This is a genomic window from Paucidesulfovibrio longus DSM 6739, from assembly GCF_000420485.1.
Classification (GTDB): domain Bacteria; phylum Desulfobacterota; class Desulfovibrionia; order Desulfovibrionales; family Desulfovibrionaceae; genus Paucidesulfovibrio; species Paucidesulfovibrio longus.
Window position 1 is genome coordinate 66,747 of sequence record NZ_ATVA01000002.1, and the last position, 24,814, is coordinate 91,560.

23 protein-coding genes are annotated in these 24,814 nt (G+C 64.7%); 14 read left to right on the top strand and 9 right to left on the bottom strand.

Features of this window, described 5'->3' with window-relative positions; genetic code table 11:
- Positions 1–31 precede the first annotated feature (31 nt).
- Positions 32–778 (bottom strand): hypothetical protein, encoded by a 747-nt coding sequence (locus G452_RS0100790; protein ID WP_022660357.1) that lies wholly within the window; start codon positions 776–778, stop codon positions 32–34.
- A 180-nt stretch (positions 779–958) separates the two neighbouring features.
- On the opposite strand from G452_RS0100790, the gene lgt reads away from it, so the two are divergent.
- The gene (gene lgt / locus G452_RS0100795; RefSeq protein WP_022660358.1) at positions 959–1,750 is read left to right on the top strand and encodes a prolipoprotein diacylglyceryl transferase; all 792 of its coding nucleotides are present in this window, start codon (positions 959–961) and stop codon (positions 1,748–1,750) included.
- 23 nt (positions 1,751–1,773) lie between these two features.
- Here the strand turns inward: lgt and G452_RS0100800 are convergent, their stop codons facing one another.
- Positions 1,774–2,625 carry a glutaminyl-peptide cyclotransferase gene (locus G452_RS0100800; RefSeq protein ID WP_022660359.1) on the bottom strand — a complete coding sequence of 284 codons (852 nt, stop codon included), beginning with the start codon at positions 2,623–2,625 and terminating at the stop codon, positions 1,774–1,776.
- 83 nt (positions 2,626–2,708) lie between these two features.
- Between G452_RS0100800 and G452_RS20300 the strand changes: the two genes are divergently transcribed.
- Entirely contained in the window at positions 2,709–4,568 is a 1,860-nt protein-coding gene (locus G452_RS20300; RefSeq protein ID WP_162141258.1) for a sensor domain-containing protein, read from the top strand.
- A 72-nt stretch (positions 4,569–4,640) separates the two neighbouring features.
- Here G452_RS20300 and G452_RS17495 read toward each other — a convergent pair whose 3' ends face one another.
- From G452_RS17495 to ispH, 4 genes are all read right to left on the bottom strand, one after another.
- On the bottom strand, positions 4,641–7,772 hold the full coding sequence (locus G452_RS17495) for an efflux RND transporter permease subunit (protein ID WP_022660361.1): 3,132 nt from the start codon (positions 7,770–7,772) through the stop codon (positions 4,641–4,643).
- Complete coding sequence (locus G452_RS17500; protein ID WP_022660362.1) at positions 7,769–9,007, bottom strand: efflux RND transporter periplasmic adaptor subunit; 1,239 nt, start codon at positions 9,005–9,007, stop codon at positions 7,769–7,771. Before G452_RS17500 ends, G452_RS17495 begins: the two co-directional genes overlap by 4 nt.
- A complete protein-coding gene (locus G452_RS20305) occupies positions 9,004–9,681 on the bottom strand; it encodes a TetR/AcrR family transcriptional regulator (RefSeq protein WP_022660363.1) in 678 nt (225 codons plus the stop codon). Before G452_RS20305 ends, G452_RS17500 begins: the two co-directional genes overlap by 4 nt.
- A gap of 331 nt (positions 9,682–10,012) precedes the next feature.
- Complete coding sequence (gene ispH / locus G452_RS0100825; protein WP_022660364.1) at positions 10,013–10,864, bottom strand: 4-hydroxy-3-methylbut-2-enyl diphosphate reductase; 852 nt, start codon at positions 10,862–10,864, stop codon at positions 10,013–10,015.
- A gap of 133 nt (positions 10,865–10,997) precedes the next feature.
- On the opposite strand from ispH, the gene G452_RS0100830 reads away from it, so the two are divergent.
- Positions 10,998–11,945, top strand: coding sequence for a substrate-binding domain-containing protein (locus G452_RS0100830; RefSeq protein ID WP_022660365.1), 948 nt, complete (start codon positions 10,998–11,000; stop codon positions 11,943–11,945).
- 12 nt (positions 11,946–11,957) lie between these two features.
- Here G452_RS0100830 and G452_RS17510 read toward each other — a convergent pair whose 3' ends face one another.
- The gene (locus G452_RS17510) at positions 11,958–12,794 is read right to left on the bottom strand and encodes a phosphorylase family protein (protein WP_022660366.1); all 837 of its coding nucleotides are present in this window, start codon (positions 12,792–12,794) and stop codon (positions 11,958–11,960) included.
- A gap of 208 nt (positions 12,795–13,002) precedes the next feature.
- Here G452_RS17510 and G452_RS0100840 point away from each other — a divergent pair, with 208 nt between their 5' ends.
- From G452_RS0100840 to G452_RS0100875, 8 genes are all read left to right on the top strand, one after another.
- Positions 13,003–13,344, top strand: a complete 342-nt coding sequence (locus G452_RS0100840) for an STAS domain-containing protein (protein WP_022660367.1) — start codon at positions 13,003–13,005, stop codon at positions 13,342–13,344.
- Positions 13,345–13,355: 11 nt separating this feature from the next.
- On the top strand, positions 13,356–14,471 hold the full coding sequence (locus G452_RS0100845) for a DUF342 domain-containing protein (protein WP_022660368.1): 1,116 nt from the start codon (positions 13,356–13,358) through the stop codon (positions 14,469–14,471).
- A gap of 6 nt (positions 14,472–14,477) precedes the next feature.
- Positions 14,478–15,233: a motility protein A gene (locus G452_RS0100850; RefSeq protein WP_022660369.1), complete on the top strand. Its 756-nt coding sequence runs from the start codon at positions 14,478–14,480 to the stop codon at positions 15,231–15,233.
- A gap of 15 nt (positions 15,234–15,248) precedes the next feature.
- The gene (locus G452_RS0100855) at positions 15,249–16,001 is read left to right on the top strand and encodes an OmpA/MotB family protein (protein ID WP_022660370.1); all 753 of its coding nucleotides are present in this window, start codon (positions 15,249–15,251) and stop codon (positions 15,999–16,001) included.
- A 9-nt stretch (positions 16,002–16,010) separates the two neighbouring features.
- A complete protein-coding gene (locus G452_RS0100860; RefSeq protein WP_022660371.1) occupies positions 16,011–16,766 on the top strand; it encodes an OmpA/MotB family protein in 756 nt (251 codons plus the stop codon).
- 24 nt (positions 16,767–16,790) lie between these two features.
- A complete protein-coding gene (locus G452_RS17515) occupies positions 16,791–17,198 on the top strand; it encodes a bacteriohemerythrin (RefSeq protein ID WP_022660372.1) in 408 nt (135 codons plus the stop codon).
- A gap of 19 nt (positions 17,199–17,217) precedes the next feature.
- Complete coding sequence (locus G452_RS0100870) at positions 17,218–17,724, top strand: DUF6653 family protein (protein WP_022660373.1); 507 nt, start codon at positions 17,218–17,220, stop codon at positions 17,722–17,724.
- A 154-nt stretch (positions 17,725–17,878) separates the two neighbouring features.
- Positions 17,879–18,076 (top strand): hypothetical protein, encoded by a 198-nt coding sequence (locus tag G452_RS0100875; RefSeq protein WP_022660374.1) that lies wholly within the window; start codon positions 17,879–17,881, stop codon positions 18,074–18,076.
- A gap of 147 nt (positions 18,077–18,223) precedes the next feature.
- On the opposite strand, the gene G452_RS0100880 is transcribed toward G452_RS0100875, so the two are convergent.
- Entirely contained in the window at positions 18,224–19,930 is a 1,707-nt protein-coding gene (locus G452_RS0100880; RefSeq protein WP_022660375.1) for a glutamine--tRNA ligase/YqeY domain fusion protein, read from the bottom strand.
- Positions 19,931–20,224: 294 nt separating this feature from the next.
- Between G452_RS0100880 and G452_RS0100885 the strand changes: the two genes are divergently transcribed.
- Complete coding sequence (locus G452_RS0100885) at positions 20,225–21,145, top strand: M23 family metallopeptidase (RefSeq protein WP_022660376.1); 921 nt, start codon at positions 20,225–20,227, stop codon at positions 21,143–21,145.
- Positions 21,146–21,308: 163 nt separating this feature from the next.
- Here G452_RS0100885 and G452_RS0100890 read toward each other — a convergent pair whose 3' ends face one another.
- Positions 21,309–22,172, bottom strand: coding sequence for a CREC-EF hand family protein (locus G452_RS0100890; RefSeq protein ID WP_022660377.1), 864 nt, complete (start codon positions 22,170–22,172; stop codon positions 21,309–21,311).
- A gap of 383 nt (positions 22,173–22,555) precedes the next feature.
- Here G452_RS0100890 and G452_RS0100895 point away from each other — a divergent pair, with 383 nt between their 5' ends.
- Together G452_RS0100895 and G452_RS0100900 are read left to right on the top strand one after the other, a co-directional pair.
- Positions 22,556–23,008, top strand: coding sequence for a YaiI/YqxD family protein (locus G452_RS0100895; RefSeq protein WP_022660378.1), 453 nt, complete (start codon positions 22,556–22,558; stop codon positions 23,006–23,008).
- A gap of 288 nt (positions 23,009–23,296) precedes the next feature.
- Complete coding sequence (locus G452_RS0100900; protein ID WP_040368006.1) at positions 23,297–24,646, top strand: sodium-dependent transporter; 1,350 nt, start codon at positions 23,297–23,299, stop codon at positions 24,644–24,646.
- Positions 24,647–24,814 lie beyond the last annotated feature (168 nt).

Here is a 24,814-nt window from a genome sequence, read left to right on the forward strand (position 1 = left end):
AAGCCAAGAGCGGCAAGGGGTGCGGCCCCGATCAGGGCAGCCAGGCCCTGGCGATGAGGTGCACGTCCTCGTAGCTGAGCTTTTCGCGCACGGCCAGGGCCATCTCCGTGGCCATATCCATTTTGCGTCCGGCCTGATCCAAGATCTCGTCGCGCACGCGGGGCAGGTGGCGCTCCAGGAAGCGCGCGTCGAATCCGTCCACCACCAGGGCCAGCCCCTCGGCGAAGAACGGGGTGCGGGCATAGGGCAGGAAGCGTTCCAGGCCGAGCCGCTTGTGCTGCCGGGCGTGCATGGCGTAGAAGAGCATCTTGACCAGGAGGCGGTCCGCGGACATCTTGTGGTCCACCTCCAGCAGGGTCTTCATGTCGCCTTCCTTTTTCCGCACGCTGTCCGCGAGCGCCCCGGCCATGTCGATGGCGCGCTTTTCCTCCATGGGCGGCTGGGGGAAGAGGCCGTTCATGCGCACCAGGGTCACGCGGGGGTTTTCCCGCGCGGGCACGGCGATGAGGGTCACGCGCATCATGTCCAGCTTGCGGCGGTGGCTGCGCAGGAGCTTGTCGCGCCGGGCCTCGGCCAGCCGGCGCACCGTGGGCGAGTCCAGCCCGGAAAAGACCGCCTCCAGCAGAAAGCGCACGAAGGGCTCTCCCGTGTGCGCCAGTTCTTCTTCCAGGATGGGCCGGATCTTCTTGGCGTCGGAAAGCTTCTTGATGGACAGCCAATAGGCGGCGAGCCCCTCGAAGGGCATGTCCAGAATATCGATCTGTCGCGATGGTTCCATAGTTCGCCTTGCTCGCCGCGCTGCGCCGCGCGTGTCGTCTTGAAGCCTTTGCCCGCTCCGGGGTTGACGCGGGGGGCGACCTGGCGCACCCTGCGTCGCAGGCGAGGTGCATCGTAGCGCAATTCGGCGCGGAAACAAAGCATTGCGGCGCTGTGCGCCTGAGCTCCCGCAGGAGGAAACGTGATCATACTTCCCGACTTCGATCCCGTGGCCCTGCGCATCGGCCCGCTGGCCCTGCGCTGGTACGGCATGGCCTATGCCGCCGGGTTCATCGTCGCCTGGTTCTGGGGCAACCGCCGGGCGCAGGAACCCTGGCGCGGAGTCACTCCCCGCCGCTTCGACGACCTCGTGACCTGGCTGATCCTGGGGCTGGTGCTCGGCGGCAGGCTGGGCTACGTGCTCTTCTACAATCCCTCGTACTTCCTCGCCCACCCCGCGGACATCTTCAAAGTCTGGCAGGGCGGCATGTCCTTTCACGGCGGCGCCATCGGCGTCATCCTGGTCCTGTTTCTCTTTGCCCGGCGCTACGGCATCCCCTTCCTGACCGTGGGCGACTTCCTGGTGCCCCTGGTGCCGCCGGGGCTGTTCTTCGGCAGGCTGGCCAACTTCGTCAACGGCGAGCTGTGGGGCCGTCCCACGGACCTGCCCATCGGCATGGTTTTCCCGAATCCGCTGGCGGGCGGCGTTCCCCGCCACCCCTCCCAGCTCTACGAGGCCGGCCTGGAAGGCGTCTGCCTGTTTCTGCTGCTCTGGCTCTATTCGCGCAAGCCCCGCAGGATCGGCTCCACCGGAGGCCTGTTTCTCATGGGCTACGGATGTTTCCGTTTTCTGGTGGAGTTCGCCCGCCAGCCCGACACCCAGCTCGGCTACGTGGCTTTCGGCTGGCTGAGCATGGGCCAGGTGCTCTCCGTGCCCATGATTCTCGTGGGGCTTTGGCTTTTCCTGCGGCCCTCGCCGATTCAGGGGCAGTAGCGCCGACGGGCGGGTAGGAAGGATCAGTGCGGCGCGGGAGCCCGTTCCCAGGGCGCGTCCGGAACCTCGATCTCGAAGACCTTGTCCCAATTCTTGCCCGTGACGTAGAGCCGCTCGCCGTCCCAGGCGATGCCGTTGGCCACGCCCGCGTCCGGTCCGAGCAGGGGCCGCAGCGGCGCGAGGTCGATCCAGGCGGACACGCGCCCGGTTTCCGGTTCGATGACCGCGATGCTGTCCTCGAACCAGATGTTGGCGAGCAGATATCCTCGCACGTACTCCAACTCGTTGAGCTGGCTCACGGCCTTTGTCCCGTCCCGGACCACGATGCTTCCCGTCTCGGCCATGCTCGTGGGCGAGAGCAGGGAGATGCGTTCGGAGCCGTCGCTGAGGTAGAGGGTTTCCGGTCCGGCGGCCAGTCCCCAGGCCTCGCGGCCGAGGTTCGCTTCGCCCGCCCGCCCCAGGGTGCGCCCGTCCCAGAGCAGCGCCCGTCCGGATTTCCATGTCAGTTGGATGATTTTCGGTCCGGCCGGGGCCAGTCCCTCGCCGAAAAGGTCGTCGGGCAGGCGTCGGCGGCGCAGCACGCGGCCGCTTTTCGGTTCCACCACGCGCAGCTCGGACGCGCCGTAGTGGCCGATGGATTCGTAGAACAGGCCGTCCTTGGCGTAGAAGCCCTGGGTGAAGGCTTCGGGGTCGTGGGGCAGGGCCTGGACGACGCGCAGGCCGAGCAGGGCCAGGATGGGCCTGCGGGGGGCGTTCACCGCGGGGCCGCGCGCGGCGGCGGGGGCCGCGGCAATGCACGCGCAAAGAAGCAGCAGCAGGGACGCGCATCGGCGAGCTGCGGCGGGCAGGGTCGATTCAAGGCGTGGCGAACGCATTTCAAAGCCCTAATCCATCGGTATCATGGAGGCAAATTCTTTTTTGTCGCAGGGAGTTCCAAAGTGTCGTAAGAATGCTTATCATGGCGAAAAGATGGTGCGGTCAGGCCCTGGAACCCTACCCTATCCACGGAACGGCTTTGAAGCGAAAAGGAACAGGCATCAAGAGCAGCGAAGAGCTCTGCCGCATCTATCGGGAAATTTTCGAGAATTCCCCGGTGGGCATCTTCACCGCCACTCCGGCGGGAGAGTTCCTGATGGTCAACCCGACCCTGGTGCGCATGCTCGGCTGCGAGAACGGGCGCAGCATGACCTGCGGGGATGGGCAGTCGCATCTTGTTTCCTATTGCGGCGACGTCTGCTTCGACCATCTGCGCGAGGCCGCCGAGCACCCCGGACGCACCGTGGTTTTCGAGGCGCGGCCCCTGCGCCTGGACAGCACGGCTTTTCTGGCCCGTTTTTCCCTGCGTTTCGTCCCCGGCAGCGCGGGCGAGGAGCAGGAAGGCTTCATGGAGGGCATGGTCGAGGACATCACCGCCCAGCGCGAGGCCGAGGAAGCGCTTTCCCGCAACCTCGTCAGCGTGGAGCGGAAGGTGGCCGAGCGCACAGCCGAGCTGCGGGAATCCAACGCCATGCTCCGGGCCGAGGTGGAGGAGCGCCGCAAGATCGAACGGGAACTGCGCCGTTCCCGCCACAATCTGCGCGTTGTCCTGGACGGATCCTACGACGCCATTTTCGTGCACGACATTTCCGGCCGGATCATCGACGTGAACCGCAAGATGTTGGAAATGTACGGGGTCAGCCGCGATCGCGCCCTGGAGCTTTCCATCGTGGACGACTATTCCGCTCCGGACGCGCCCGTGCACGAGCTGCCGCAGCGCTGGGACCGGGTCGTGGCCGGGGAGCCGCAATTCTTCGAGTGGATGGCCAAGCGTCCGCACGACGGAACCACCTTCCAGGTCGAGGTCTATCTGCGCAAGGCAGAGATGGAGGGCGACGCCGCCATCATCGCCAACGTGCGCGACATTTCCGATCGCGCGGTGACGTATCGCCGCATCCGCACGCTCTCCCGCGCCGTGGAGCAGAGTCCGGTCTCGGTCGTGATCACGGACCCGGAGGGCCGGGTGGAGTACGTCAATCCCAAGTTCACGGAAGTGACGGGCTACTCCATGGCCGAGGTCATCGGCCGGACTCCGAGCATGCTCAAGTCCGGCGCGCACCCCGACGAATTCTATCGCGAACTCTGGGCCACGCTGGCTGCGGGCCGGGAGTGGCGCGGGGAATTTCTCAACGAAACCAAGGACGGCCGCCGCATCTGGGAATCCGCCTCCATTTCGCCCGTGCTCGGGCCGGACGGCGCGGTTCTGCATTACGTGGCCGTCAAGGAAGACATCACCGACCGCAAGGAGCAGGAGGAGCGTATCCGACATCTCGCACTCTACGACCCGCTGACGGGTTTGCCCAACCGCACGCTCTGCATGGACCGCATAGCCCAGGCTTCGGCCCGCGTGGCCCGCTACGGAGGCCGCGCCGCGTTGCTTTATCTGGACCTGAACAAGTTCAAGCCCGTGAACGACACCTTCGGCCACGAGGCCGGGGACGAGGTGCTGCGCGAGGTCGCGACCCGCGTCAAGTCCTGCCTGCGGGAGATGGACACGGCCGCCCGCATCGGCGGCGACGAATTCGTGATCATCCTTCAGGAAATCGAAAGCGTCGAGGAGGCCGTGAACGTGGCCGAGCGGGTGCGCGCCTCCCTGGACAAGCCCTTCCTGCCGTGCGGCAGGCACTGCGGCGATCTCGGCGTGAGCATCGGCATGAGCATCTGCCCGGACCACGGCCAGAGCGTGGACAGCCTGATCAAGAAGGCGGACCAGGCCATGTACCGGGTCAAGGGAACGGGCAAGAGCGGCGTTTCCGTCTGGGAGGATCTCAGCGAGGAATGAAAAAGGGCGACGAATGGAAAAAGGGGCCTTGCGGCCCCTTTTTTATTGCGGATTGCTTTCCGTATCGCGTGCTCAGGCCGAGGCGCGTTCTCGTCTTCCCGCCATCCAGGCGCGGAAGGATTCCTTGAGCGAGCAGAGCACGGGCACCACCACCAGGGTCAGCAGGGTGGCCACGCCCAGGCCGAAGATTACGGCCACGGCCATGGAGCCCCACCACTGGGACGACTCGCCGCCGATGACCATCTCGAACGAGAAGAAGTCGAAGCTGACGCCCGTGGCCATGGGCAGCAGGCCCAGGACCGTGGTGATGGCCGTGAGCATGACGGGGCGGAAGCGTGTCATCCCCGCGCGCAGGAGCGCCTCGCGCACGTCCATGCCCCGCTGGAGCAGCTGCTCGAAGTAGTCGATGAGCACGATGGCGTTGTTCACGACCACGCCCGCCAGACTGATGACCCCCACTCCGGTCATGATGATGCCGAAGGGCATGTTGCAGACCAGCAGCCCCAGGAACACGCCGATGAGCGAGAGCATCACGGACGTGAGGATGATGAACGGGGTCAGCACGGAGTTGAACTGGCTCACGAGCACCAGGAAGATGATGAACAGGCAGGCCACGAATGCCTTGGCCAGGAAGTCCTGGGCCTTGGCCTGCTCCTCCTGCTCGCCCGTGAAGTGGAACTCGTAGCCGCGCGGCAGGGGGTAGTCCGCCAGGATCTTTTTGATCTGCACGAGCAGGTCGTTGGCGAGGTAGCCCGTGGCCAGGTCCGAGGAGACCGTGACCACCCGCTTCTGGTCGATGCGCTTGATGGCGCCCAGGCCCGAGGCCAGGCGCACCGCCGCCAGGGAGGTCAGGGGCACGGGCTGGCCCTCCGGGCCGGAAACCGTGATGCGCTTGACGCCCTCGACGCTGGTGCGGTCCTTTTCCGCGAGCTTGGCCACTATGTCGTATTCGTCCTTGCCTTCGCGGTAGGTGCCGACCTTGGCCCCGTTGACGGCGGCCTTGACCGTGTAGGCCAGGGTATAGGCGCTGATGCCGAGCAGGGCGGATTTTTCCTTGTCCACGTCCACCCGGATTTCCGGCTTGCCGGAAACGTAGTCGTCCTTGAGGTCCACGAGGCCGGGCAGCTCCTTGATGCGGCTGCGCACCTCCTCGGCGATGCGGCCCAGCTCGGTCATGTCGTCGCCGGAGATTTCCAGGTTGATGGGCTTGCCCGTGGGCGGGCCGCCCTGTTCCTTTTCCACGCGGACCTCGGCACCCTTGATCATGGCGGTGAGCCGGCCGCGGATTTCGTCGGCCACCCCGGGCGAGGGCCGCGAGCGCAGGTGGAAGTCCTTGAAGTCCAGGGAAACCGAGGAGAGGTGGGAGTTGCCCGCGCCGGCAGAGCCCAGGCCGCCGCCCGCCTCGGTGCCCACGTTGGCGATGACGAACTTGATGTCCGGATATTCCATGGCCACCTTTTCCACCTGCCGGGTCAGCTCGTCCGACGCCTTCAGGTTGGTGCCGATGGGGGACTTGATGTTCACGTACACGACCTTGGGGTCCGTGTCGGGGAAGAACTCCACGCCGCGTCCGAACATGCCGAAGGCCACGATGGAGCCGACGAAGAGCGCGAAGGAGGCGGCTAAGATCTTGCCCCGGTTGTCCAGGGACCATTCCAGCAGGCGGCCGTAGCTGTCGCGGACCTTGTTCACGCCCCGGTCGATGATGCCCGGATGGGATTCCTGCTCCGCGGTCTTGGCCGTCTGCCAGAGCGCGGAGAAGACCGGGTTGACCACCAGGGCCACGAAGAGCGAGGCGAAGAGCGAGATGATCACGGTCTGGGGCAGGAAGGTCATGAACTCGCCCATGATGCCGGGCCAGAAGATCATGGGGAAGAACGCGCCCACCGTGGTCAGGGTCGAGGTGATCACGGGCCAGGCCACCTGGTCCGTGCCGATGACTGCGGCCTCCTCGCGGGTCTTGCCGTTCTGCATGTGCCGGTAGATGTTTTCCACGATGACGATGCCGTTGTCCACGAGCATGCCCAGCGCCAGGGTCAGGGAGAAGAGCACCACCATGTTCAGGGTGATGCCGAAGGCCTGGAGCAGGATGAAGGTGATCAGCATGGACAGCGGGATGGCCATGGACACGAACAGCGCCGAGCGGCCGCCGATGAAGGCGAAGACCACGGCCAGCACCAGGAGCAGGCCGGAGAGGATGTTGTTCTCCAGGTCTGCGACCATGTTGCGGATGTCCGTGGACTTGTCGCCCGTGAGGTCGATCTTCAGGTCCGGGGGGAATTGCGGGCGCATCTCGTCGAGCACCTGCTTGACCGAGTCGATGACCTCCACGATGTTCGCGCCGGTGCGCTTCTTGACCTGGAGGGTCACGGACTGGTTGCCGTTGATGCGGCTGATGGTCGAGGGATCCTTGTAATGGTCGCGGATGGTGGCGATGTCGCGCAGGTACACGGGCTTGCCGTCGCGCACGAAGGCCACGATGTTGTTGATCTCGTCCGGGTTTTCGTATTCTTCCGGCACGCGGACGAGGTATTTCTGGCGGCCGATGTCCATGGAGCCGCCCGGCATGTTCACGTTGGAATCCTTGACCGCGCTCAGAAGGCTCTGGAAGGGCATGTTGTAGAAGGCCACGCGGTCCAGGTCCACTTCCACGTGGATCTCGCGTTCCAGGCCGCCCACCAGTTCCACGTCGAGCACGCCCTCCACGCCTTCCATGCGGTCCTCGAAATCCTCGGCGAAGACCTTGAGCCGCTTGAGGCTGAAGGGACCGGAAATAACCACGTTCAGGATCGGGAAGTCCGAGAAGTTCTTTTCCTCGATGATGGGGTCGTCGGGCAGGTCCGAGGGCAGGTCGGGCTTGGCCTGGTCCACCTTGTCGCGGACCTTCTGCAGCGCGTCGTCGATGTTCACGTCCGGCGTGAATTCGATGGCGATGGCCGAGACGCCGTCGTCCGAGACCGAGGAGATCTCCTCCACGTCGGACAGGCCCTTGAGCTTGCGCTCCAGCGGCATGGTCACCAGGGTTTCCATGTCTTCCGGGGCCACGCCTTCGTAGGTGGTGGTCACGAAGACATACGGAATGGTGATGTCCGGATCGGATTCGCGCGGGAGCGAAACGTAGCTGGAGAGGCCCGCCACGATCATGAAGACCACGAGGACCATGACGGCGGGGCGGCGGGCCAGTGCTGCCTTGTTGATGATCATTGGGCGGAGCCCTCCGCGGGCTTGTCGCCGGGGCTGCTCAGCACGCGGCTTTCAGGGTCGGGCCGGACCTGCTTCGCGGCGTCGGGGGCGGGCTGCGCGTCCTGCCCTCCGTCCAGGCCGGGCAGGGGGGCGAGGCTTTCCTCGGCCGGGTGGGCCTCCACGGGCACCCCTTCCTCAACGGTGTTCTGGCCGCTGACGATGAGCTTTTCGCCCAGGCTGAGGCCCTTGAGGATCTGGACGCGGTCCCCGGCGATGATGCCGAACACGATGTTCCGGGCGCGGGCCACGCCGTTTTCCTCCACGAAAAGCATGCGCTCTCCGCCCTTGTCCACGATGGCGTAGAGAGGCGCGGACACGGCGTTTTCCACGACCTGCCGCTCCAGCCGCACGCGCGCGAGCATGCCGGGCCGGATGCGCCCGTCCGAGTTGTTGACGACCACGCGGGTGCGGAAGGTCTTGGTGGCCTCGTCGGCCTTATAGGCCACGAAGTCCACTTGGCCGGTCCAGGATTCCTTGGGGTAGGCGTCCACGCTCACGTTCACGGTCTGGCCGACGTGCAGATAGCGCACGTCCAGTTCGGGCACGTTCACGTTGACGCGGATGCTGGAGACATCCACGATTTCGGCCACGGTCTGGCCCACGTCCACGTACTCGCCCGGATCCACGGCGAGGTCGTTGATGCGGCCCGGAATGGGCGATTTGATCAGGCCCTGGTCGTAGTTGACCTGGGCCTGGGTCAGGTCCGAGGTGGCCGACTCCAGCTCGGTGTTGGCCTGGTCCAGTTCTTCCTGGGAGAGCAGGTTCTTGCCGCGCAGCTCCTTGCGCCTTTCGGCCTGCTTCTTGGCCAGGGCGTATGCGGAGCGGGCCTTGAGCAGGTCGGCCTCGGCCTTGTCCATGTCGATCTTGGCCACGACCTCGCCTTCCGTGACCTTGTCGCCCTCCACCGGGCCGATCCACTCGACGCGGCCGGCGCGTTCGGCGGCCATGGTCACGTCGCGCAGGGCTTCCGTGGAGCCGGGCAGGGTCAGGGTGTCGTGCAGGGTCGCGGGCCGCACCTCGGCGACGAGCACGGGCAGCGCCTTGGTCGCGGCGGGCGCGGCTGCCTCCGGTGCGGCCTGGTCGCCGCCGCGCGTCAGCAGCAGAGCGGCCAGGAGCAGCAGCGCGACTCCCGCGCCCATGAGCAGCTTGCGACGTTTTCCGGGTTTGGGAAGCTTGATCTTTTCTTGCAGACTCATGTGCGGTCCTTGCTTGCGCGCGACGCGCGCAGGTCTTCGGCGATGCTCCGCAGCGCCGCCAGGGCGAATCGTGAAACATGTTCCGCGAGCCGTTCGCGGAAGGCGCACGGGTCGGGATGGTCCTTGTGGATGACGGAGACGATGGGCCAGCACAGGGCGTGGTGCGTCATCATTCCGTATATGGAAATGCAGCTCTGCCGGACCAGTTCCGGGTCCGCGTCCGGGCCGAGCATCTCGGCGATCATGCCGCGCAGCAGCAGGCTGTCCACCGCCAGATGTTCCTCGATGAGCTGCGGCCACGTCTCGCTCGGGTGGGCCAGCTCCATGTGGAAGATGGCGGAAAGCTGGCCCCTGTCCTCGTCCGGGTCCGGGTCGCCGTAGATGTCCCGCGTGACCTCGTGGATGAAGACGGTGATGCGTTCCTCCACGGGCAGATTCGGATCGATGGACTTGGCGTTGGCGCAGCCGCAGTCTTCGAGCATGTTTTTGAGCACCGCCTCGTAGAGGTGCTTCTTGTCGCCGAAATGATAGTTCACTGCGGCGATGTTCGCTCCCGCAAGCTGGCAGATCTCCCGCACCGTGGCGGCAAGAAAGCCTTTTTCCGAAAATACCCTGGACGCGGCGGCCAGGAGCTTTTCCTTGGTTCCGCCTTCCGCATGTGCCTTGTTCGTCATCTATAGATATCTCGTCCTGCTATTGAAACAAACATTTGATTGAAACGGTGGACAGAGGTGGGAATTCCAGTTCCCATCGGGAAAGTCAAGTTGAATGAAGTGACGATTGCGGGTCGTGTGTACGGAAACAACGTTCAAGCGCCTTGAACGCGCACCGGGAGGCGATTCACGGGCCGCCGCGTCGATTTCCGGTCGATTTGGTGGGGAATGGGAGAAGACGCGCGCCGCCGGAGCCGCAAGCGCGAAAGGCATGATTTGAAGAGAAGAGGGGAGCGGCGGTCGCTTCAAGGCGGGCGGCCCGCTTGCCGGCAGGATTCCCGGAGAGGCGGGGCTAGAGCGCCAGGAGGATGCGCTCCACCGCGTCGATGATCCTGCCGGGAGTGGATGCTCCGGCCGTCAGCCCGATGCGCCGGCAGCGGCGGAGTTCGTCCAGGGGCAGTTCCTCCGGGGTTTCCACGAGCACGCAGCGCGCGCCCTTGGCCTCGCAGACCTGGGCGAGCCGCCGGGTGTTGCCGCTCATGCGCCCGCCGGCCACGACCATGCAGTCCACGTCCGAGGCGATGCGCATGGCTTCTTCCTGGCGCAGCTTGGTGGCGTCGCAGATGGTATGCAGCACGACCACGTCCAGATCGGGGTCGGCCTCCATGACCTGGGCGAGCGCTTCGAAGGCCTCGCGGTCCTGGGTGGTCTGGGCGGCGAGGACGTAGCGCCGGGTGCGGTCCAGCCCGTCCACGTCCAGCTCCTCCGGCGCGTCGAACACCACGGCTTCCGGCCCGGCGTAGGAGAGCAGCCCCTTGACCTCGGGGTGGTCGGCTTCTCCGTAGAGCAGCAGCAGGCGTCCCTCGCGGCTTTGGCGGGCGATGAGGGTCTGGGCCTTCTTGACGCGCGGGCAGGTGGCGTCGAGGATGGTCGCGCCCTGCGCGCGCAATTCCTCCTCCACCTCGCGCGGAATGCCGTGGGCGCGGATCACGCAATGCGCGTCCTGCGGCACTTCGGACGGGGAGCCCGCGGTGCGGACGCCCTGGCCCTCGTAGCGGGCCAGCACCTGGGGATTGTGGATGATGGGTCCGAGGGTGTGGATGGCGCGTCCCTCGCTGTTCGTCTCGATGAGCCGGTCCAGCTTGTTCAGGGCCATGTCCACGCCCATGCAGAATCCTGCGGTCTCAGCGCGAATCACTTCCATGCGCGGTGCTCCTTTCGGCTTGGATCGGATGCGGATACCTCGCCGGAGCGAGTTTGGCAACTCGCCCGCTCCGCGTTGACCCCGAAGCGTTTCAAGGGGTAGGAAAGGGCCACATCCACACGAGGAGTTCTCCATGCATCTTCCCTTTCCGCATCGTGCGCCTTCCTTCCATTCGGTTTTCCCCGCCCGCGTCAGGGCGTCGATACTTTGCGCCGTCCTGCTGGCCGCGTTCTGCCTCCTGCCCCGCCCAGGCCTGGCCCAGGACGCGGACAGCGTCTCCCAGGCCAAGGCCGGAGGCCCGCCCTGCGCGCGCGAGGACGCGGCCCCCGGGCCGACCCCGCTGGATTTCCTGGTCGTGCTGCCGGGCGCGCCCGAATCGCCCGAAGAAGCCGTGCAGGCTGTGGACGGTCTGGCCGAATTTCTCGCCCGCAAGACGGGGCGTTCCGTGCAGGGCGGCTTCACCAACGACTCCGAAAGAGCCGTGGACCTGCTGGAGCGGGAGCCGCCGCGCTGGGGCGTGGTTTCCCTGGGATTTTATCTGCAATACGCGGGCAGGCTGAAGATGACCCCCGTGGCCTCGACCCTGCCCGGTGGCGAAAAAGGGGACATCTGGCGGGTGCTGACGGCTCCGGAGTACAGCGACAGGGAACTGGCCGGCGATTTCGCGGGCAGCATGCTGTTCGAGCGCGAGACCGCGGCCTGCCTGCTGCTGCGCGGCCGCAACGGCGGCATCGTGGGCTTTCGCGGGGAGCGCGCCCCGCTCATGGCCCTGCGCGACCTGGGCGGGGAAGGGCTGGCCGGAGTGGTGCTCGACAACATTCAGTATGAGGCGACCGCGCACCTGTCCTACAAGGACGAGCTGAACTACAAGGTGCTCTTCGAGGTGCCGAATCTGCCTGCCGGGCCGGTGGTCTGGTTCGGGGAGGGCGCCAAGGGCGGGGATGCCGAAACGCTCGTCAAGGCTCTGCACGCGGCGGCGTCCGCAAAGCAGGCCCGTCCGGCCATGGAGCTGTTGCGCACGTCCGGGTTCGGTCCTGCGGACAAGCGGCTCTCCGGATTGCTCAAGGAGTGCGGCCAGTAGCCGACGACCACGCTACTGGATCGGTTCTTCCGGTCCGGGGGCGTTCGGGGCGTCGGCCTCGGAGCGTTCGCGATCCGGGTCGGTCATGGCTTCGAAGCAGGCCTGGAACAGGGCCTTGCGTGCGTTTCTGAGCGTGTCCAGCGCCTTGGAGTAGTCCCGCCCGGCCCGCCAAAAATCACCGAGCAGGGAGGGACGTCGCAAGATCGCGCGGACAAGGCCCCGCACGCTTCCTGCCGCGCCGTTGTCGCAGGCCGCGAGCATGGCCTTGGACACGGGGCGCTTGATGCTGTCGCAGACGGCGCGCGCCGCGAGAAAGGGGATGCGGGCCTCCATGGCGGCCAGGGCGACTCCGGCGCTTTCCGTGTCGACGGCCGAGGCTCCCGTGAGCGTGTGCCAGCGTTCGCGCTCCGAGAGATCGAGCAGGGGGGTGGCCGTGGTCAGCAGAATGCCCGCGCGGAAGCGGAATCGCGAGCCCGCGAGCAGACGCAGCGCGGACTCCGCCAGGCCCGGACGTTCCTGCGGCACGGCCAGGGGCGCGCCTTCGTGCACCAGCTGGACATCCTCGCTGATCAGCAGCTCGCCGCATTCGCAACGGCCGTCGATGCCTCCTGCGACGCCCGCGCAGAGCAGCGCGCCTGCTCCCTCGGCCACGAGCTCGCGCGCGGCCGCCAGGGAGCGTTCCGGACCCGGACCGCATTGCAGGCAGACCACGCGGCCCTGGGCGCAGTCGAATTCGCGTCGCTGGAAGTGTCCCTGGGCGATGGGCTTGCCCCTGTCAAAGGCTTTCGTCTCCGATTCCAGGGCGGTGATCAGGCCGAGAAAGGGGCGTGGCTGGTCGGTGGAATTCATGGGCCGTCCTCTTTGGGTGGGCTTCGGGGCCGGAGCTGGCCTGGCAGGCATGTCTGCAAGCGTAGCAGATTCGGGAATTGAAGAAAACCGGCTTTTTGATAAGGGGATATGGGGCTTCGTCTGATTGATGGACATTTTTTATCCCAGCGGTTAGCTTGTCCGAAGTCTGCGAGACGGATGCCGCGGGGGACGGGGCATGCGAGGGGTCATGCGGGAATTCGACATCGAGGTCCGAAACGGACTGCTGCTGGTCCGTTGTTCCGGTCGGCTGAGCATCGAAAGGACCGGACGGCTGAAAAGCGAGTTGGATATGCACTTGCGCGAGGGCGGATTGACCGCTTTCGCGCTGGATCTTTCCCGTGTGCGCTTTCTCGATTCCTCGGGGATCGGCCTGCTGGTGACCTTGCGTTCCCGCGCGGTGAGCCGAGGCATGGACTTCCGGCTGCTCCGGCCGAGCGAGGAGGTCGTCAGGACGCTCGAACTCGTCAAATTGGGCGACTTCTTCGAGTACGCGGAGAGTGAGAAGGAGCTGGGTTTGCGGATCGACTAAGGAAGAAGCGGATGCCCTATTACATCAGACATTACTTCGACCCGGATTTCGACCATTTCCATCTGCAACCCCGCCAGCGCGAAGACGGATCCGTGGACCATTTCGACCTCGGCTACGTCCAGAACACGGTCAAGGGGCAGATCCTCGCGGAGATCGTCGAGGTGGGCGAGGGCGGTCTGAAAGGGATCGACCCGCGCTTCGTGCTCCTGGAGCCGAAGCTGCCGCAGGGCCGGAACACGCGCATCGAAGAGGGCAACCCGCGCGTTCTCCTGGCCGACTGCAACGGCTACGTCTTTTACGATCAGGGCCTGATCGTGGTCAAACAGATCCTCAACGTGCGCCGCGACGTGGACTACCACACGGGCAACATCCCCTACGTGGGGGACATGGTCGTGCACGGCGCCGTGCGCTCGGGGTTCCGGCTTCGGGCTTCGGGCATGCGGGTCAAGGGCAACATCGAGGGTGCCTCCCTGGGGGCGATTCATTCCATCGTCTGCGAATCCGGAGTCAAGGGAGGGAACAGGGCCTTCATCGAGGCCGGGGAAACCTTCCGTTGCGGTTTTTGCGAGAACGCGACCGTCAAGGCCGGGGCCAACGTGCTGGTGGACGGGGCCTGCCTGCACAGCAGGATTTTCGCCGGAGGCAAGCTGGCGGTGAAGGGGCGGCTCACGGGCTGCGAAGTCTATTGCTTCGAGTATGCGTATGTGGAGGAGCAGCTGGGAGGCGGCATGAGCGCCGAAACCTCCATCCTGGCGGGGTATGACCCCATGCTGCTCTTTGCGGATCAACAACTCAACGAACGCATCGCCGAACTGCACGAGCAGATCAAGCTGAGCGAGGCGCACATCGGCAAAGACGATAAGCAGGACAAGGAATTGCGGGAGGCGAGGGATTCCTTCCGACGCAAGCTCCGCCTGCTGCGGCAACGCAAGACGCAACTCTGGGAGCGCATCGACGCCACCGGGATGCTGGAGCGCTGCCGGATCATCGTGCCGGGAAGCGTCAAGCCCGGCGTGGAGATCAGCATCGGTCCAGCCTACTACAAGGTCTTGGACTACCTGGAAAACGTGCGGTTCTACTATGAAGATCGTGAGATCAAGTACGCATCACCCGCAATCGAGAAATAGCGCACCATGGACATCGCAACCGTAATTGGACTCATCGGCGGTCTCGGTCTGATCGTCACCACGATTTTTCTCGGAGGCAACGTCGTCGGCTTCGTGGACATTCCGTCCGCGGTCGTCGTTTTCGGCGGCACCGTCGCCACCGCCTTCATCATGTTTCCGCTGAACGTGATCATCGGCACGGTCAAGGTGATCATGAAGACCGTGTTCTTCAAGAGCACCGACCCGCACCAGATCATCCGCAAGATCATCGAACTGGCGGACACGGCCCGGCGCGAGAGCCTCGTGGCCCTGGAAAAGGTCAGCGTCGAGGATCCCTTCATGAAGAAGGGGGTCATGCTCGTGGCCGACGGCACCGAGGAGAGCCTGGTCCGCGCCGTGCTGGAAACCGAGATCAAGTTCATGAAGCAGCGCCACCTCCAGGGCCAGGGCGTGCTCAAGGGCATGGGCACCATGGCTCCGGCCTTCGGCATGATCGGCACGCTCATCGGTCTGGTGAACATGCTTCAGAACCTTTCGGACCCGGCCTCCATCGGCCCGGCCATGGCCGTTGCGCTCTTGACCACGTTCTACGGGGCCGTGCTGGCCAACGTGGTCTTCCTGCCCATGGCCACCAAGCTGGAGGGCCGCAGCGCCGAGGATCAGCTCTACATGGAGATCATGCTTGAAGGCGTGCTCTCCATTCAGCGGGGCGACCACCCCTCCATCGTCAAGGAAAAGCTCATGGCCTTTCTCAGCCCGGCCATGCGCGAGTCCTCGAGCTAGGCCCGGAGCGCGATCGTGGGCAAAAGGATCATCATCGTAAAGAAGCCCGCAGAAGAAGGGCCGAAGCATGAAGGACTGCCGCCGTGGATGGCCACGTTCGCGGACATGGTCACGCTGCTGCTCTGCTTCTTCGTGCTGCTGCTCTCCTTCGCCAATCAGGACGTGCAGAAGTTCCGCGACGTGCTCGGCTCCATCCGGGACGCCTTCGGCGTGAGCGTGGTGCGCACGAAGTCGTCGGACCTCGGCCTGGAGACGACGAGCAGCACCGAAAGCATGACCGCACCGACCAGCTCCGCCGAGCAGATTCTCGCCGGCGTGGTCATCCGCATCCGCTCCATCCTGGACAAGACCCCGGAGCTGAAGCAGGCCAGCGGCGTCCGCGTGGACAGGGAGGGGGTGCTCTTCGACGTGCGCAGCTCCGCGCTCTTCGAGCCCGGCTCGGCCAAGCTCAATCCGGAAGCGACCCGCGCCCTGGACAGCGTGGTCACGGTGCTCAAGGAATATCCTCTCAATCTGGTCGTGCGCGGACATACCGACAACCAGCCGATCACTTCGGGCCGCTACCCCTCGAACTGGGAACTCTCCGCGGCGCGCGCGGCCAACGCCCTGGCCTACATCGTGGAGGTCGGCGGCATCCCCGTGAACAGGGTCAAGGCCGTGGGCTACGCCCAGACCCGGCCCGTGGCCCCGAACTCGACGGTGGAAGGACGGCTGGCGAATCAGCGGGTGGAGTTCTATTTCCACAAACCGGACGGCGACAGCTGGTAGGCGGGGAACATGGCCAAGGGAAGAGCCGAGGACGAAGTCCTCATCATCGAGCAGTACGAGGAGGGACCGCCCCCGGAAGAGGGGCTGCCGCCCTGGATGGCCACGTTCGCGGACATGGTCACGCTGCTGCTTTGCTTTTTCGTGCTGCTGCTGTCCTTCACCAACCAGGACATCAACAACTTCCAAATGCTCATGGGCGCCATGTCCGACGCCTTCGGCGTGCAGAAGGAGCGCAGCGACGCCAAGGAAATCCCCTACGCGGACACGTCGCGCAGCTTCAAGACCGAGATGGAGAACGAGTCCGAGATCAAGCAGCTGGCCGCCTCGCTGAAGAAGTTCATCCAGGACGAGACGCTTACGGGCGAAGCCTCCCTGAGCGTGGACAACACCGGCGTCATGCTCCGGGTGGGCAACAAGGCCATGTTCCGGCCCGGCTCCTACGACCTCACTCCCGAATCCATCAGCGTGCTGGTGGAGGTCATCAAGCTGCTCAATTCCACGCCCTTCAACCTCATCGTCACCGGACACACGGACGGCGAGAGCCGCAACGAGCAGCTCTTCGACACCAACTGGGAGCTTTCCGCCACGCGGGCCGCAGCCTGCCTGCGCTTCATCCTCGAACATTCGAGCGTCTCGCCGGACCGGCTCAAGGCCGTGGGCCTGGCCGGGTCCAAGCCGCTGGTGCCGAGCACGACGGAAGCCAACAAGGCGCTGAATCGGCGCGTGGAATTCTATTTCAAGGCTCCGGGCGACAAGAACTGGTAATCCCGCGCCGGGAAAGGAGCGCAGATGGAACGCATCGAGTGGAGCAAGGATCTGGAAGTGGGCATCGGGCTGCTCGACGCCCAGCACATGAACATGGTCAAGCTGATCAACACGCTGGGCGAGGCCGTGGAAAAAGACCAGGGCAAGACAGTCGTCAACGAGGTCATGGAGCAGCTCAAGCTGTACACCTCCTACCATTTCACGAGCGAGGAACGGCTGCTCCGCATCCATAACTACCCCGCCTACGAAGAGCACCTCCGGGAGCACCAGGAGTTTTCGGACGAAGTCGAGGATTTCTACCTGGACCTGCGTACCGGGGTTCCCGGAGTCAGCGCCGCGCTGCACGATTACCTGCGGCAGTGGTTCGTGGTCCACATCCAGGACGAGGACCAGCGCTACGCCAAGTTCCTTCGCGCCAAGGGCGAGAAGTGATTCCGCCTTCGGAGAGACGTTGGACTTCCTTGAGCCGACCCGCCGGATCATGGGCATGCGCCCCGCTGTCTGGGAGCGCCATGCCAATCCCTGGAGCGTCTATACCCGCATCCCCATCCTGCCCCTGCTGACCCTGGCCGTCTGGAGCCGCGTCTGGATAGGATGGTGGGCTCTCGCCCCCGTTCTGCTTCTCGCGTTCTGGTCCTGGCTCAATCCGCGGGCGTTTCCGCCGCCCGCGTCCACGGAAGGCTGGGCCTCCAAGGCCGTCCTGGGCGAGCGCCTCTGGATGCGCCGGAGAGAGCTGCTCGTGCCGAGGCACCACGTCAGGGCTGCGGCGCTGCTTTCCGGACTCGCGCTGCTCGGTGCCGGGCTGCTCTGCTGGGGGCTGGCGATCCTGCACCCGTGGCTGACCCTGCTGGGGCTGACCCTGGCCGTGCTCGGCAAGCTCTGGTTCGTGGACCGCATGGCCTGGTTCTACGAGGAGCAGAGCCGTCAGCCGGAACGCACGGACCGGGCGGAAAAATAGTCGCCCCGCTGCGTTTGCGCGGAAAATGCAAGCATTTCAGACTCCGCCGGTCCGATTTAAGTCCGTTTTCGATTAGTGAAATAAAGAATTAATCCCAGTTGCTTGACTTGGCGCAATCCCGGTGTACCCTTTTATCCAAACACAGGGGGCTGTCATGTCCATAGAGATGGGTTTCACCGAAGCGATCATGCTTTTCTGCGCGATTGCGCTGCTCTTCCGCCTGGAAGGGGAACTGCCTGCCATGCTCGCCACGGTCCGCAGCGGCTTTCGGGCCGTGGGATCGAAGCTGAGCGACCACCAGCGAAGCGATTTCTACTGTTTCTTCCACTCCAAGGCCCTGATCGGGCGCTAGCGGAAGCGATGCCGCGCCAGCGGGCGCGGGACAGTATCGGCTTTTTCTACACTCCTCCTCTTCTCGACGACGAAGCGCCTGAACCGGATTTCCGGTTCAGGCGCTTCAATGTCGTGCGGCGCACAGGGCCGCTGGAATCGGCGGTTCCTAGCTTTTCTGGGCGATCTTGGCCCAGGTGTCGCGCAGGGTGGCCGTGCGGTTGAACACGGGTTTGCCTGGCGCGTGGTCCTTGGCGTCCGCGCAGAAGTAGCCCAGCCGCTCGAACTGGCAGAGCCAGCCCGGCTCCTGATGCGCGAGGCAGGGCTCCAGCAGGGCCTGGACCGTGGTCAGGGATTCGGGGTTGAGCAGTTCCTTGAAGTCGCGGTCCTTGACGGCGGCGGGATTCTCCACGCTGAAGAGCTTGTCGTAGAGGCGGACCTCCGCGGGAACGGCGTGCGCCTCGGAAACCCAGTGCAGCGTGCCCTTGACCTTGCGTCCGTCCTTGGACCAGCCGCCTTTCGTCTCCGGATCGTAGGTGCAGCGGATTTCCGTGATCCTGCCGTCCGCGTCCTTTTCCACTCCCGTGCAGGTCACGTAATAGGCGTAGCGCAGGCGCACCTCCCGGCCGGGGGCCAGGCGGAAGAACTTCTTGGGCGGCTCTTCCATGAAATCCTCGCGCTCGATGTAGAGCACCTTGGAGAAGGGCACGATGCGCGAGCCCTGGCTTTCGTCCTCAGGATGGAAGGGCATGTCGAACTCGTCCACCTGCCCTTCGGGGTAGTTTTCGATGACCAGCCGCACGGGGTCGAGAACGCCCATGACGCGGGGGGCGCGGGCGTTGAGATCCTCGCGCACGCAATGCTCCAGCAGGGCGAAATCGACCATGGAATTGGCCTTGGACACGCCGATGCGGTCGCAGAAGTCGCGCAGCGCTTCCGGGGTGTAGCCTCTGCGCCGCAGGCCCGAGATGGTCGGCATGCGCGGGTCGCTCCAGCCGGAAACGTGGCCTTCGGACACGAGCTGGATCAGCTTGCGCTTGGAGAGCACGGTGTAGGTCAGGTTCAACCGCGCGAATTCATACTGGTAGGGGCGCTCCGGGAATGCGGCCACGGTGTCCAGCACCCAGTCGTACAGCTCCCGGTTGTTCTCGAATTCCAGGGTGCAGATGGAATGGGTCACGCCTTCGATGGCGTCCGAAAGGCAGTGGGTGAAGTCGTACATCGGGTAGATGCACCACGCGTCCCCGGTGCGGTGATGGTGCGCCCGCTTGATGCGGTAGAGCGTGGGGTCGCGCATGACCATGTTGGGCGCGGCCATGTCGATCTTCGCGCGCAGCACGCGGGAGCCGTCGGGAAATTCCCCGGCGCGCATGCGCCGGAACAGGTCGAGGTTTTCCTCGGCGCTCCGCTCGCGGAAGGGCGAGGGCTTGCCCGGTTCCGTGAGGGTGCCGCGATACTCGCGGATTTCCTCGGCGCTGAGGTCGTCCACGTAGGCCTTGCCCATCTGGATGAGCTGCTCGGCAAAGGCGTAGATGCGGTCGAAATAATCCGAGGCGAAGCGTTTTTCGTCCCAGTCGAAGCCGAGCCAGCGCACGTCTTCCTGGATGGAATCGACGTATTCCTGCTCCTCCTTGGAGGGGTTGGTGTCGTCGAAGCGCAGGAAGCACTTGCCGTCGTATTCCCTGGCGAGGCCGAAGTTCAGGCAGATGGACTTGGCGTGCCCGATGTGCAGGTATCCGTTGGGCTCCGGAGGAAAGCGCGTCTGCACCCGGCCTTGGTCGTATTTGTTCTCGGCGATGTGGGCGTCGATGATGGTGCGGACGAAATCCTTGCCGATCCGGGTTTCCGGGCTTTCGGCGTCGCTGTGAGTGGTCATTGCGTTTCCTCGTGTGGGAAGGGTTGCTCCCGTTCAACGTCGTGCGGCTCAGAACCGCCGCCGCAACGGGGATCGGCGGAAAATACGGAAAATGCCCCATGCGGTCAAATGGCAAGCGCGGCCCGGGGTGATACGGATCGCCGGTAACGTCGTTTCATTTGTGCGAAAAGAAAGGAGAAGCTTCAAAATGGCTTTTCAAGCGCAGGGGAATGGGGTAAAGAACGCGAGGCACGCCGTGCGCGTATTGAATTGACAGCGAAAAACATCCAAGCGAGCGCGAAGACAGCTGAACCGATGAATCTCTGCGGCCTCTTTTCCAGCTACCAGGTGCTGGTGTATCCCGAAAAAGACGGGGAATGCCGGACTCTGAACATTCGATGCATCCTGCCGGTGCTGTTCTTTTCGCTGCTTCTCGCCTTGGTGGTCACCTTCGGATTTCTGCTCCAGATGTACTTTTCCCACGCGGACCTGCGGGCCAGCTACGACGCCCGCGAACAATTGCGCCTCGAGCAGCGGCTGGACATCCTGTTCCAGGCCCGGCGGCTCATGGGGCTCCAGCACGATTACGACCGGATCGACGATTTCTGCAACAAGCTCATGGTCATGACCAACATGACCGAACCCAACCAGGAATGGGATGCCTTTACGGGCAGCGGCGGTCCGGCCATCAACGACATGACCCTTTCGCCCTACGACACCCGGAGCCTGATCCGAAACATGCAGGGAGCCGTGGCCGCCCTGAACCGCGAGGTTCTCGACAGCGAGGTGCTCCAGCAGCTGATCCTCAAGCAGGTACGGGAAAACAAGCAGGTTCTCGATTCCACGCCCTCGGTCTGGCCGGTCAAGGGACGCATCACTTCCGGCTTCGGCATGCGCCAGCATCCCTTCGACCACACCTACAAGTTCCATCGCGGACTGGACATCGTGCCTCCGGGCGGTCGCGGAACCCCGATCCACTCGCCGGCCAACGGCACCGTCATCTTCACCGGCAGGGACGGCGGCTACGGGCTCAGCCTGCTCATCCAGCACCAGGGCAACATCACCACGCGCTACGGCCACCTCAAGAGCATCGCGGTCAAGGTCGGGCAGAAGGTCCACCGCGACGACATCGTCGCCTTCGTGGGCAACTCCGGGCGCAGCACCGGACCGCATCTGCACTACGAAGTCCTGGTGGCGGGCAAGCCCCAGAATCCCAGGAAATACATCCTGAACTAGTCCTGTTCCGGTCTTGGAATCAGGAAAGGCGCAACGGCCGGGACAGACTTCCGCGCCGCTGCCTTGCCGCGTGCGCGGACCCGGTACCGGTCCCTTCCCTGGGTCCGGTGGTCGGGCGCCGATCGGGCGGCATGCCGCCACGTTCCGCTTTGCGGGGCGATACTCAGGCTACCGCGCCCTGGGCCAAGGATCCCGTTTCGACGCCTTGGGCCTCGTAGGCGCGCATGGCCATGCGCATCAGCGCGGATTGTCCGTCGTTCCCGCCTGCGCCTTCGTCTTGGCCCCGGCCTGCGCCGTCCGTCTCGAAGAGGCTCTCCAGGCTGACGTCGCCGTTGGCGAACGCCTGACGAAGTTCGTCCATGGTCACGACGCCGTCTTCATTGAGGTCGTACTCGTCGTACTCCTCGTCGTCGTCGCTGGAAGAGGCGCTCTCCGTGCCGCCGGAGCTTTCCGATCCTCCGGATCCGGACACTCCGGAAGCGGTGGCCGCGGCGGCAATGGTCTCGCCGCTCTGTTCCGCGCCCTGCGCCCCCGTCATGCCGTCCGGCGGCCGCATGGCCGCGTTGATCTCCTCGGTGGAGACGGAGCCGTCGCCGTCGGCGTCGAGCGCGCCGAACAGCTCGTCGCTCAGGCCGCTTTCCTCCTGGCTGAGCATGCCGTTTCCGTCCGCGTCGCTCTCGGAGATGAGGGAACTGGCGAAATCGCCTTCCCCACGGCCTCCCATGCCCTGCATGAGCATGTTCAGACCGCCCATCATGCGGTCCATTTCCTTTTTGCGGCTCTCCATGTCGGCGGAGATCTCTTCCTCGGTGAGATACCCGTCTCCGTCCGTGTCCGCGTTGTCGAACCTGGTCTGGCCGATGCCGGCCTCTTCGAGGCTGAGCAGACCGTCGCCGTCGCCGTCCTTGTCGCTGACGAAGGAGCCGGCGAACTCCCCGCTGTCTCCTCCACGGTTCGCGCGCATCTGCGCAAGAACATCGGAGGAAAGGCTCGCCAAAGTCGAGCTGCCTATGCCGGAAACATCCACGACGTACCTCCTTGCTGAGGGTTGTTCCACGGGCCGGGAGGCAGGATTTGCCGCCCTTTGCCCCGCTTTCGGAGCAAGCAAGGAGAGGGCCTGAATATGTTAAGATCGATCATCTTAATGTTTATTAATATTGATATGCCGGGAGGATGCTTTGACGCATGCCGCTGCCGGGCCGGAATGTCGAAGCTTTTCGGGAAAAGTGCGGGGAGCGGGGAAGCGCGCTCTGGATTGGAATGCTGCACGGCGCAGGCGTTTGAGCGAGGCCGGGAAAATCGCATTTCCGGACTTGAGCTTGCTCCCGCGCCGGGGTAGGGCTCCTGTCAGGCGCGCGGGCCGCGCTATTCGGGACGTGGCCCGAAATCATCAAAACAAAGGAAGCCAGCATGCGGATTTGGGTCGACGCCGACGCCTGCCCCAACGCGATCAAGGAAATCCTCTTCAAGGCCGCCCTGCGGCGCGAGGTCCGGCTGACCCTGGTGGCCAACACCTCGCTGACCGTGCCGACCTCGCCGCTGATAGACACCATCCGCGTGCCTGCGGGCATGGACGAGGCGGACAAGGAGATCGCCAAGCAGGCGGAGGCGGGCGACCTCGTGGTCACGGCGGACATCCCCCTCGCGGACAAGATCGTGGACAAGGGCGCCACGGGCCTGAACCCGCGCGGGGAGCTGTACACCGAAGAAAACGTCAAGGGGCTGCTGCGCATGCGCAACCTCATGGAGGAGCTGCGCAGCGGCGGCATGGCCTCGGGCGGCCCTGCCCCTCTCGGCCCGCGCGACAAGCAGGAATTCGCCAATCAACTGGATCGCTTTCTGACCAGAAGCCTGCCCCGGTAGCGGCTGAACAGTTCTTCCTTCCTGAAGAGGCCGGATTCGGCTTCGGCGTGTTGCCCGTCGCCGCCGAACCCGCAGGAGTGCGGCTTGGCGCATGGCCCGCGTCTTGGCTTCTGCCAAAACGTGCGGGTTTGCCAGTGCGCAAAAGCCGGGGAACCCCAAAACAGGGTGCGTAAACAAAAATCAGGGCAGCAATTTTTTACGGATTGCAAAACACCGCAGGAAAGTATACCCCCCACCTTGGTTTTTCTTGTTTTGCAGAAAATCAACCCGAAAAAGACGATTGGCATCATGAAACGCGAAGGTTTTGCGACCCGGCTCGGCGTGCTGACGGCAACGCTCGGCTCCGCGGTCGGATTGGGCAATATCTGGAAATTTCCCTACATGACCGGCCAGAACGGCGGAGCCGCCTTTCTGTTCATCTACCTCGCGGCCACCGTGGTCGTGGGCCTGCCGATCATGATCGCCGAGATCATGATGGGCCGCCGGGCCAGGGCCAATGCCATCACCACCTGGAAGAAGGTTGCGCCGGACAATTCCGGATGGATGCTCGTGGGCGTCTGCGGGGTGCTCGCCGCATTCTCGATCATGGCTTTCTATACCGACGTCGTGGGCTGGGTCTTCCGCTACATCGTCCAGGCCGCCGCAGGAGGGCTGAACTCCTCCGACCCGAAGGCGGCCGAAGCCGTCTTCAAGGCCACGGTCTCGGCGCCGTGGGCCTCGCTGGCCTGGCAGTGGGGCGTGCTCGCCCTCGTCAGCACGATCATCCTCGGCGGCGTGAGCAAGGGCATCGAGAAGACGACCAAGATCCTCATGCCGATGCTGCTGGGCATGCTCATCGTGGTCTGCATCCGTTCCCTGACCCTGCCCCGCGCGCTCGACGGCCTGGCCTTTCTCTTCAATCCAGATTTTTCCAAGGTCGACGGAGAGGTGGTGCTCATGGCCATGGGCTTGGCCTTTTTCAAGCTCTCCATCGGCATGGGCACCATGATGACCTACGGCAGCTACTTCCGCGAGGACGCGAACGTGCCTCTCACGGCCAGCCGCGTGATGCTCGCCGACCTGACCGTGTCCCTGCTGGCGGGCATCGCCATCTTCCCGGCCGTGTTCAACTACGGATTCGAGCCCGCTGCCGGGCCGGGCCTGCTGTTCATGACCGTTCCCGCCGTGTTCAGCTCCATGCCCTTTGGTCAGGCGTTCATGACCCTGTTCTTCGTGCTCACGGCGGTGGCCACCATCGGGGCCATGCTTTCGCTTTTCGAGGTGCCCGTGGCCTTCATGATCGAGAGCGGCCTGGGCTGGTCCCGAAAGAAGGCCACCATCGCCACGGCCGTGGGCCTGGGCATCTGCGGAATCCCGGCTACGCTCTCGTTCAGCGCCATGAGCGACGTGACGCTGTTCGGCCTGAACTTCTTCGACTTCTACGACTACCTCTCCTCGAACCTGCTCATGCCCATCGGCGGCTTCTTCATCTGCGTGTTCGCAGGCTGGTTCTGGGGCCGCGAACGCACCGAGGCCGACCTGAGCAACCGGGGAGCGCTCTCCAACCGCGCCGTGATCGCGCTCTATTCCCTGATCGTGAAGTGGATCACCCCGTTGCTCGTGCTGCTGGTCCTGCTCAAGGGGCTGGGCGCGTTCTAGCCGAGGCGGGCGAACTCCGGACAGCGGCGTTTCGCCGCAGAGCATTGATGGGGCAGCGCCCCGGCATCCCCACCCTTAGGTTCGGGGTGCCGGGGCGCTGTCTTGCGTGCGGCCGCGGCGGATGCGCAGCCCCTGGCCCTGAGGCGGCGGACCGAATGGAGCCGGGAC

What these genes read in the sequence shown, in the direction of transcription:
- G452_RS0100790 (WP_022660357.1), bottom strand. Translation starts at nt 778, where the DNA reads ATGGAACCATCGCGACAGATCGATATTCTGGACATGCCCTTCGAGGGG.
- G452_RS0100800 (WP_022660359.1), bottom strand. Translation starts at nt 2,625, where the DNA reads ATGCGTTCGCCACGCCTTGAATCGACCCTGCCCGCCGCAGCTCGCCGA.
- G452_RS20300 (WP_162141258.1), top strand. Translation starts at nt 2,709, where the DNA reads ATGGCGAAAAGATGGTGCGGTCAGGCCCTGGAACCCTACCCTATCCAC.
- G452_RS17495 (WP_022660361.1), bottom strand. Translation starts at nt 7,772, where the DNA reads ATGATCATCAACAAGGCAGCACTGGCCCGCCGCCCCGCCGTCATGGTC.
- G452_RS17500 (WP_022660362.1), bottom strand. Translation starts at nt 9,007, where the DNA reads ATGAGTCTGCAAGAAAAGATCAAGCTTCCCAAACCCGGAAAACGTCGC.
- G452_RS20305 (WP_022660363.1), bottom strand. Translation starts at nt 9,681, where the DNA reads ATGACGAACAAGGCACATGCGGAAGGCGGAACCAAGGAAAAGCTCCTG.
- ispH (WP_022660364.1), bottom strand. Translation starts at nt 10,864, where the DNA reads ATGGAAGTGATTCGCGCTGAGACCGCAGGATTCTGCATGGGCGTGGAC.
- G452_RS0100830 (WP_022660365.1), top strand. Translation starts at nt 10,998, where the DNA reads ATGCATCTTCCCTTTCCGCATCGTGCGCCTTCCTTCCATTCGGTTTTC.
- G452_RS17510 (WP_022660366.1), bottom strand. Translation starts at nt 12,794, where the DNA reads ATGAATTCCACCGACCAGCCACGCCCCTTTCTCGGCCTGATCACCGCC.
- G452_RS0100840 (WP_022660367.1), top strand. Translation starts at nt 13,003, where the DNA reads ATGCGGGAATTCGACATCGAGGTCCGAAACGGACTGCTGCTGGTCCGT.
- G452_RS0100845 (WP_022660368.1), top strand. Translation starts at nt 13,356, where the DNA reads ATGCCCTATTACATCAGACATTACTTCGACCCGGATTTCGACCATTTC.
- G452_RS0100850 (WP_022660369.1), top strand. Translation starts at nt 14,478, where the DNA reads ATGGACATCGCAACCGTAATTGGACTCATCGGCGGTCTCGGTCTGATC.
- G452_RS0100860 (WP_022660371.1), top strand. Translation starts at nt 16,011, where the DNA reads ATGGCCAAGGGAAGAGCCGAGGACGAAGTCCTCATCATCGAGCAGTAC.
- G452_RS17515 (WP_022660372.1), top strand. Translation starts at nt 16,791, where the DNA reads ATGGAACGCATCGAGTGGAGCAAGGATCTGGAAGTGGGCATCGGGCTG.
- G452_RS0100875 (WP_022660374.1), top strand. Translation starts at nt 17,879, where the DNA reads ATGTCCATAGAGATGGGTTTCACCGAAGCGATCATGCTTTTCTGCGCG.
- G452_RS0100880 (WP_022660375.1), bottom strand. Translation starts at nt 19,930, where the DNA reads ATGACCACTCACAGCGACGCCGAAAGCCCGGAAACCCGGATCGGCAAG.
- G452_RS0100885 (WP_022660376.1), top strand. Translation starts at nt 20,225, where the DNA reads ATGAATCTCTGCGGCCTCTTTTCCAGCTACCAGGTGCTGGTGTATCCC.
- G452_RS0100895 (WP_022660378.1), top strand. Translation starts at nt 22,556, where the DNA reads ATGCGGATTTGGGTCGACGCCGACGCCTGCCCCAACGCGATCAAGGAA.
- G452_RS0100900 (WP_040368006.1), top strand. Translation starts at nt 23,297, where the DNA reads ATGAAACGCGAAGGTTTTGCGACCCGGCTCGGCGTGCTGACGGCAACG.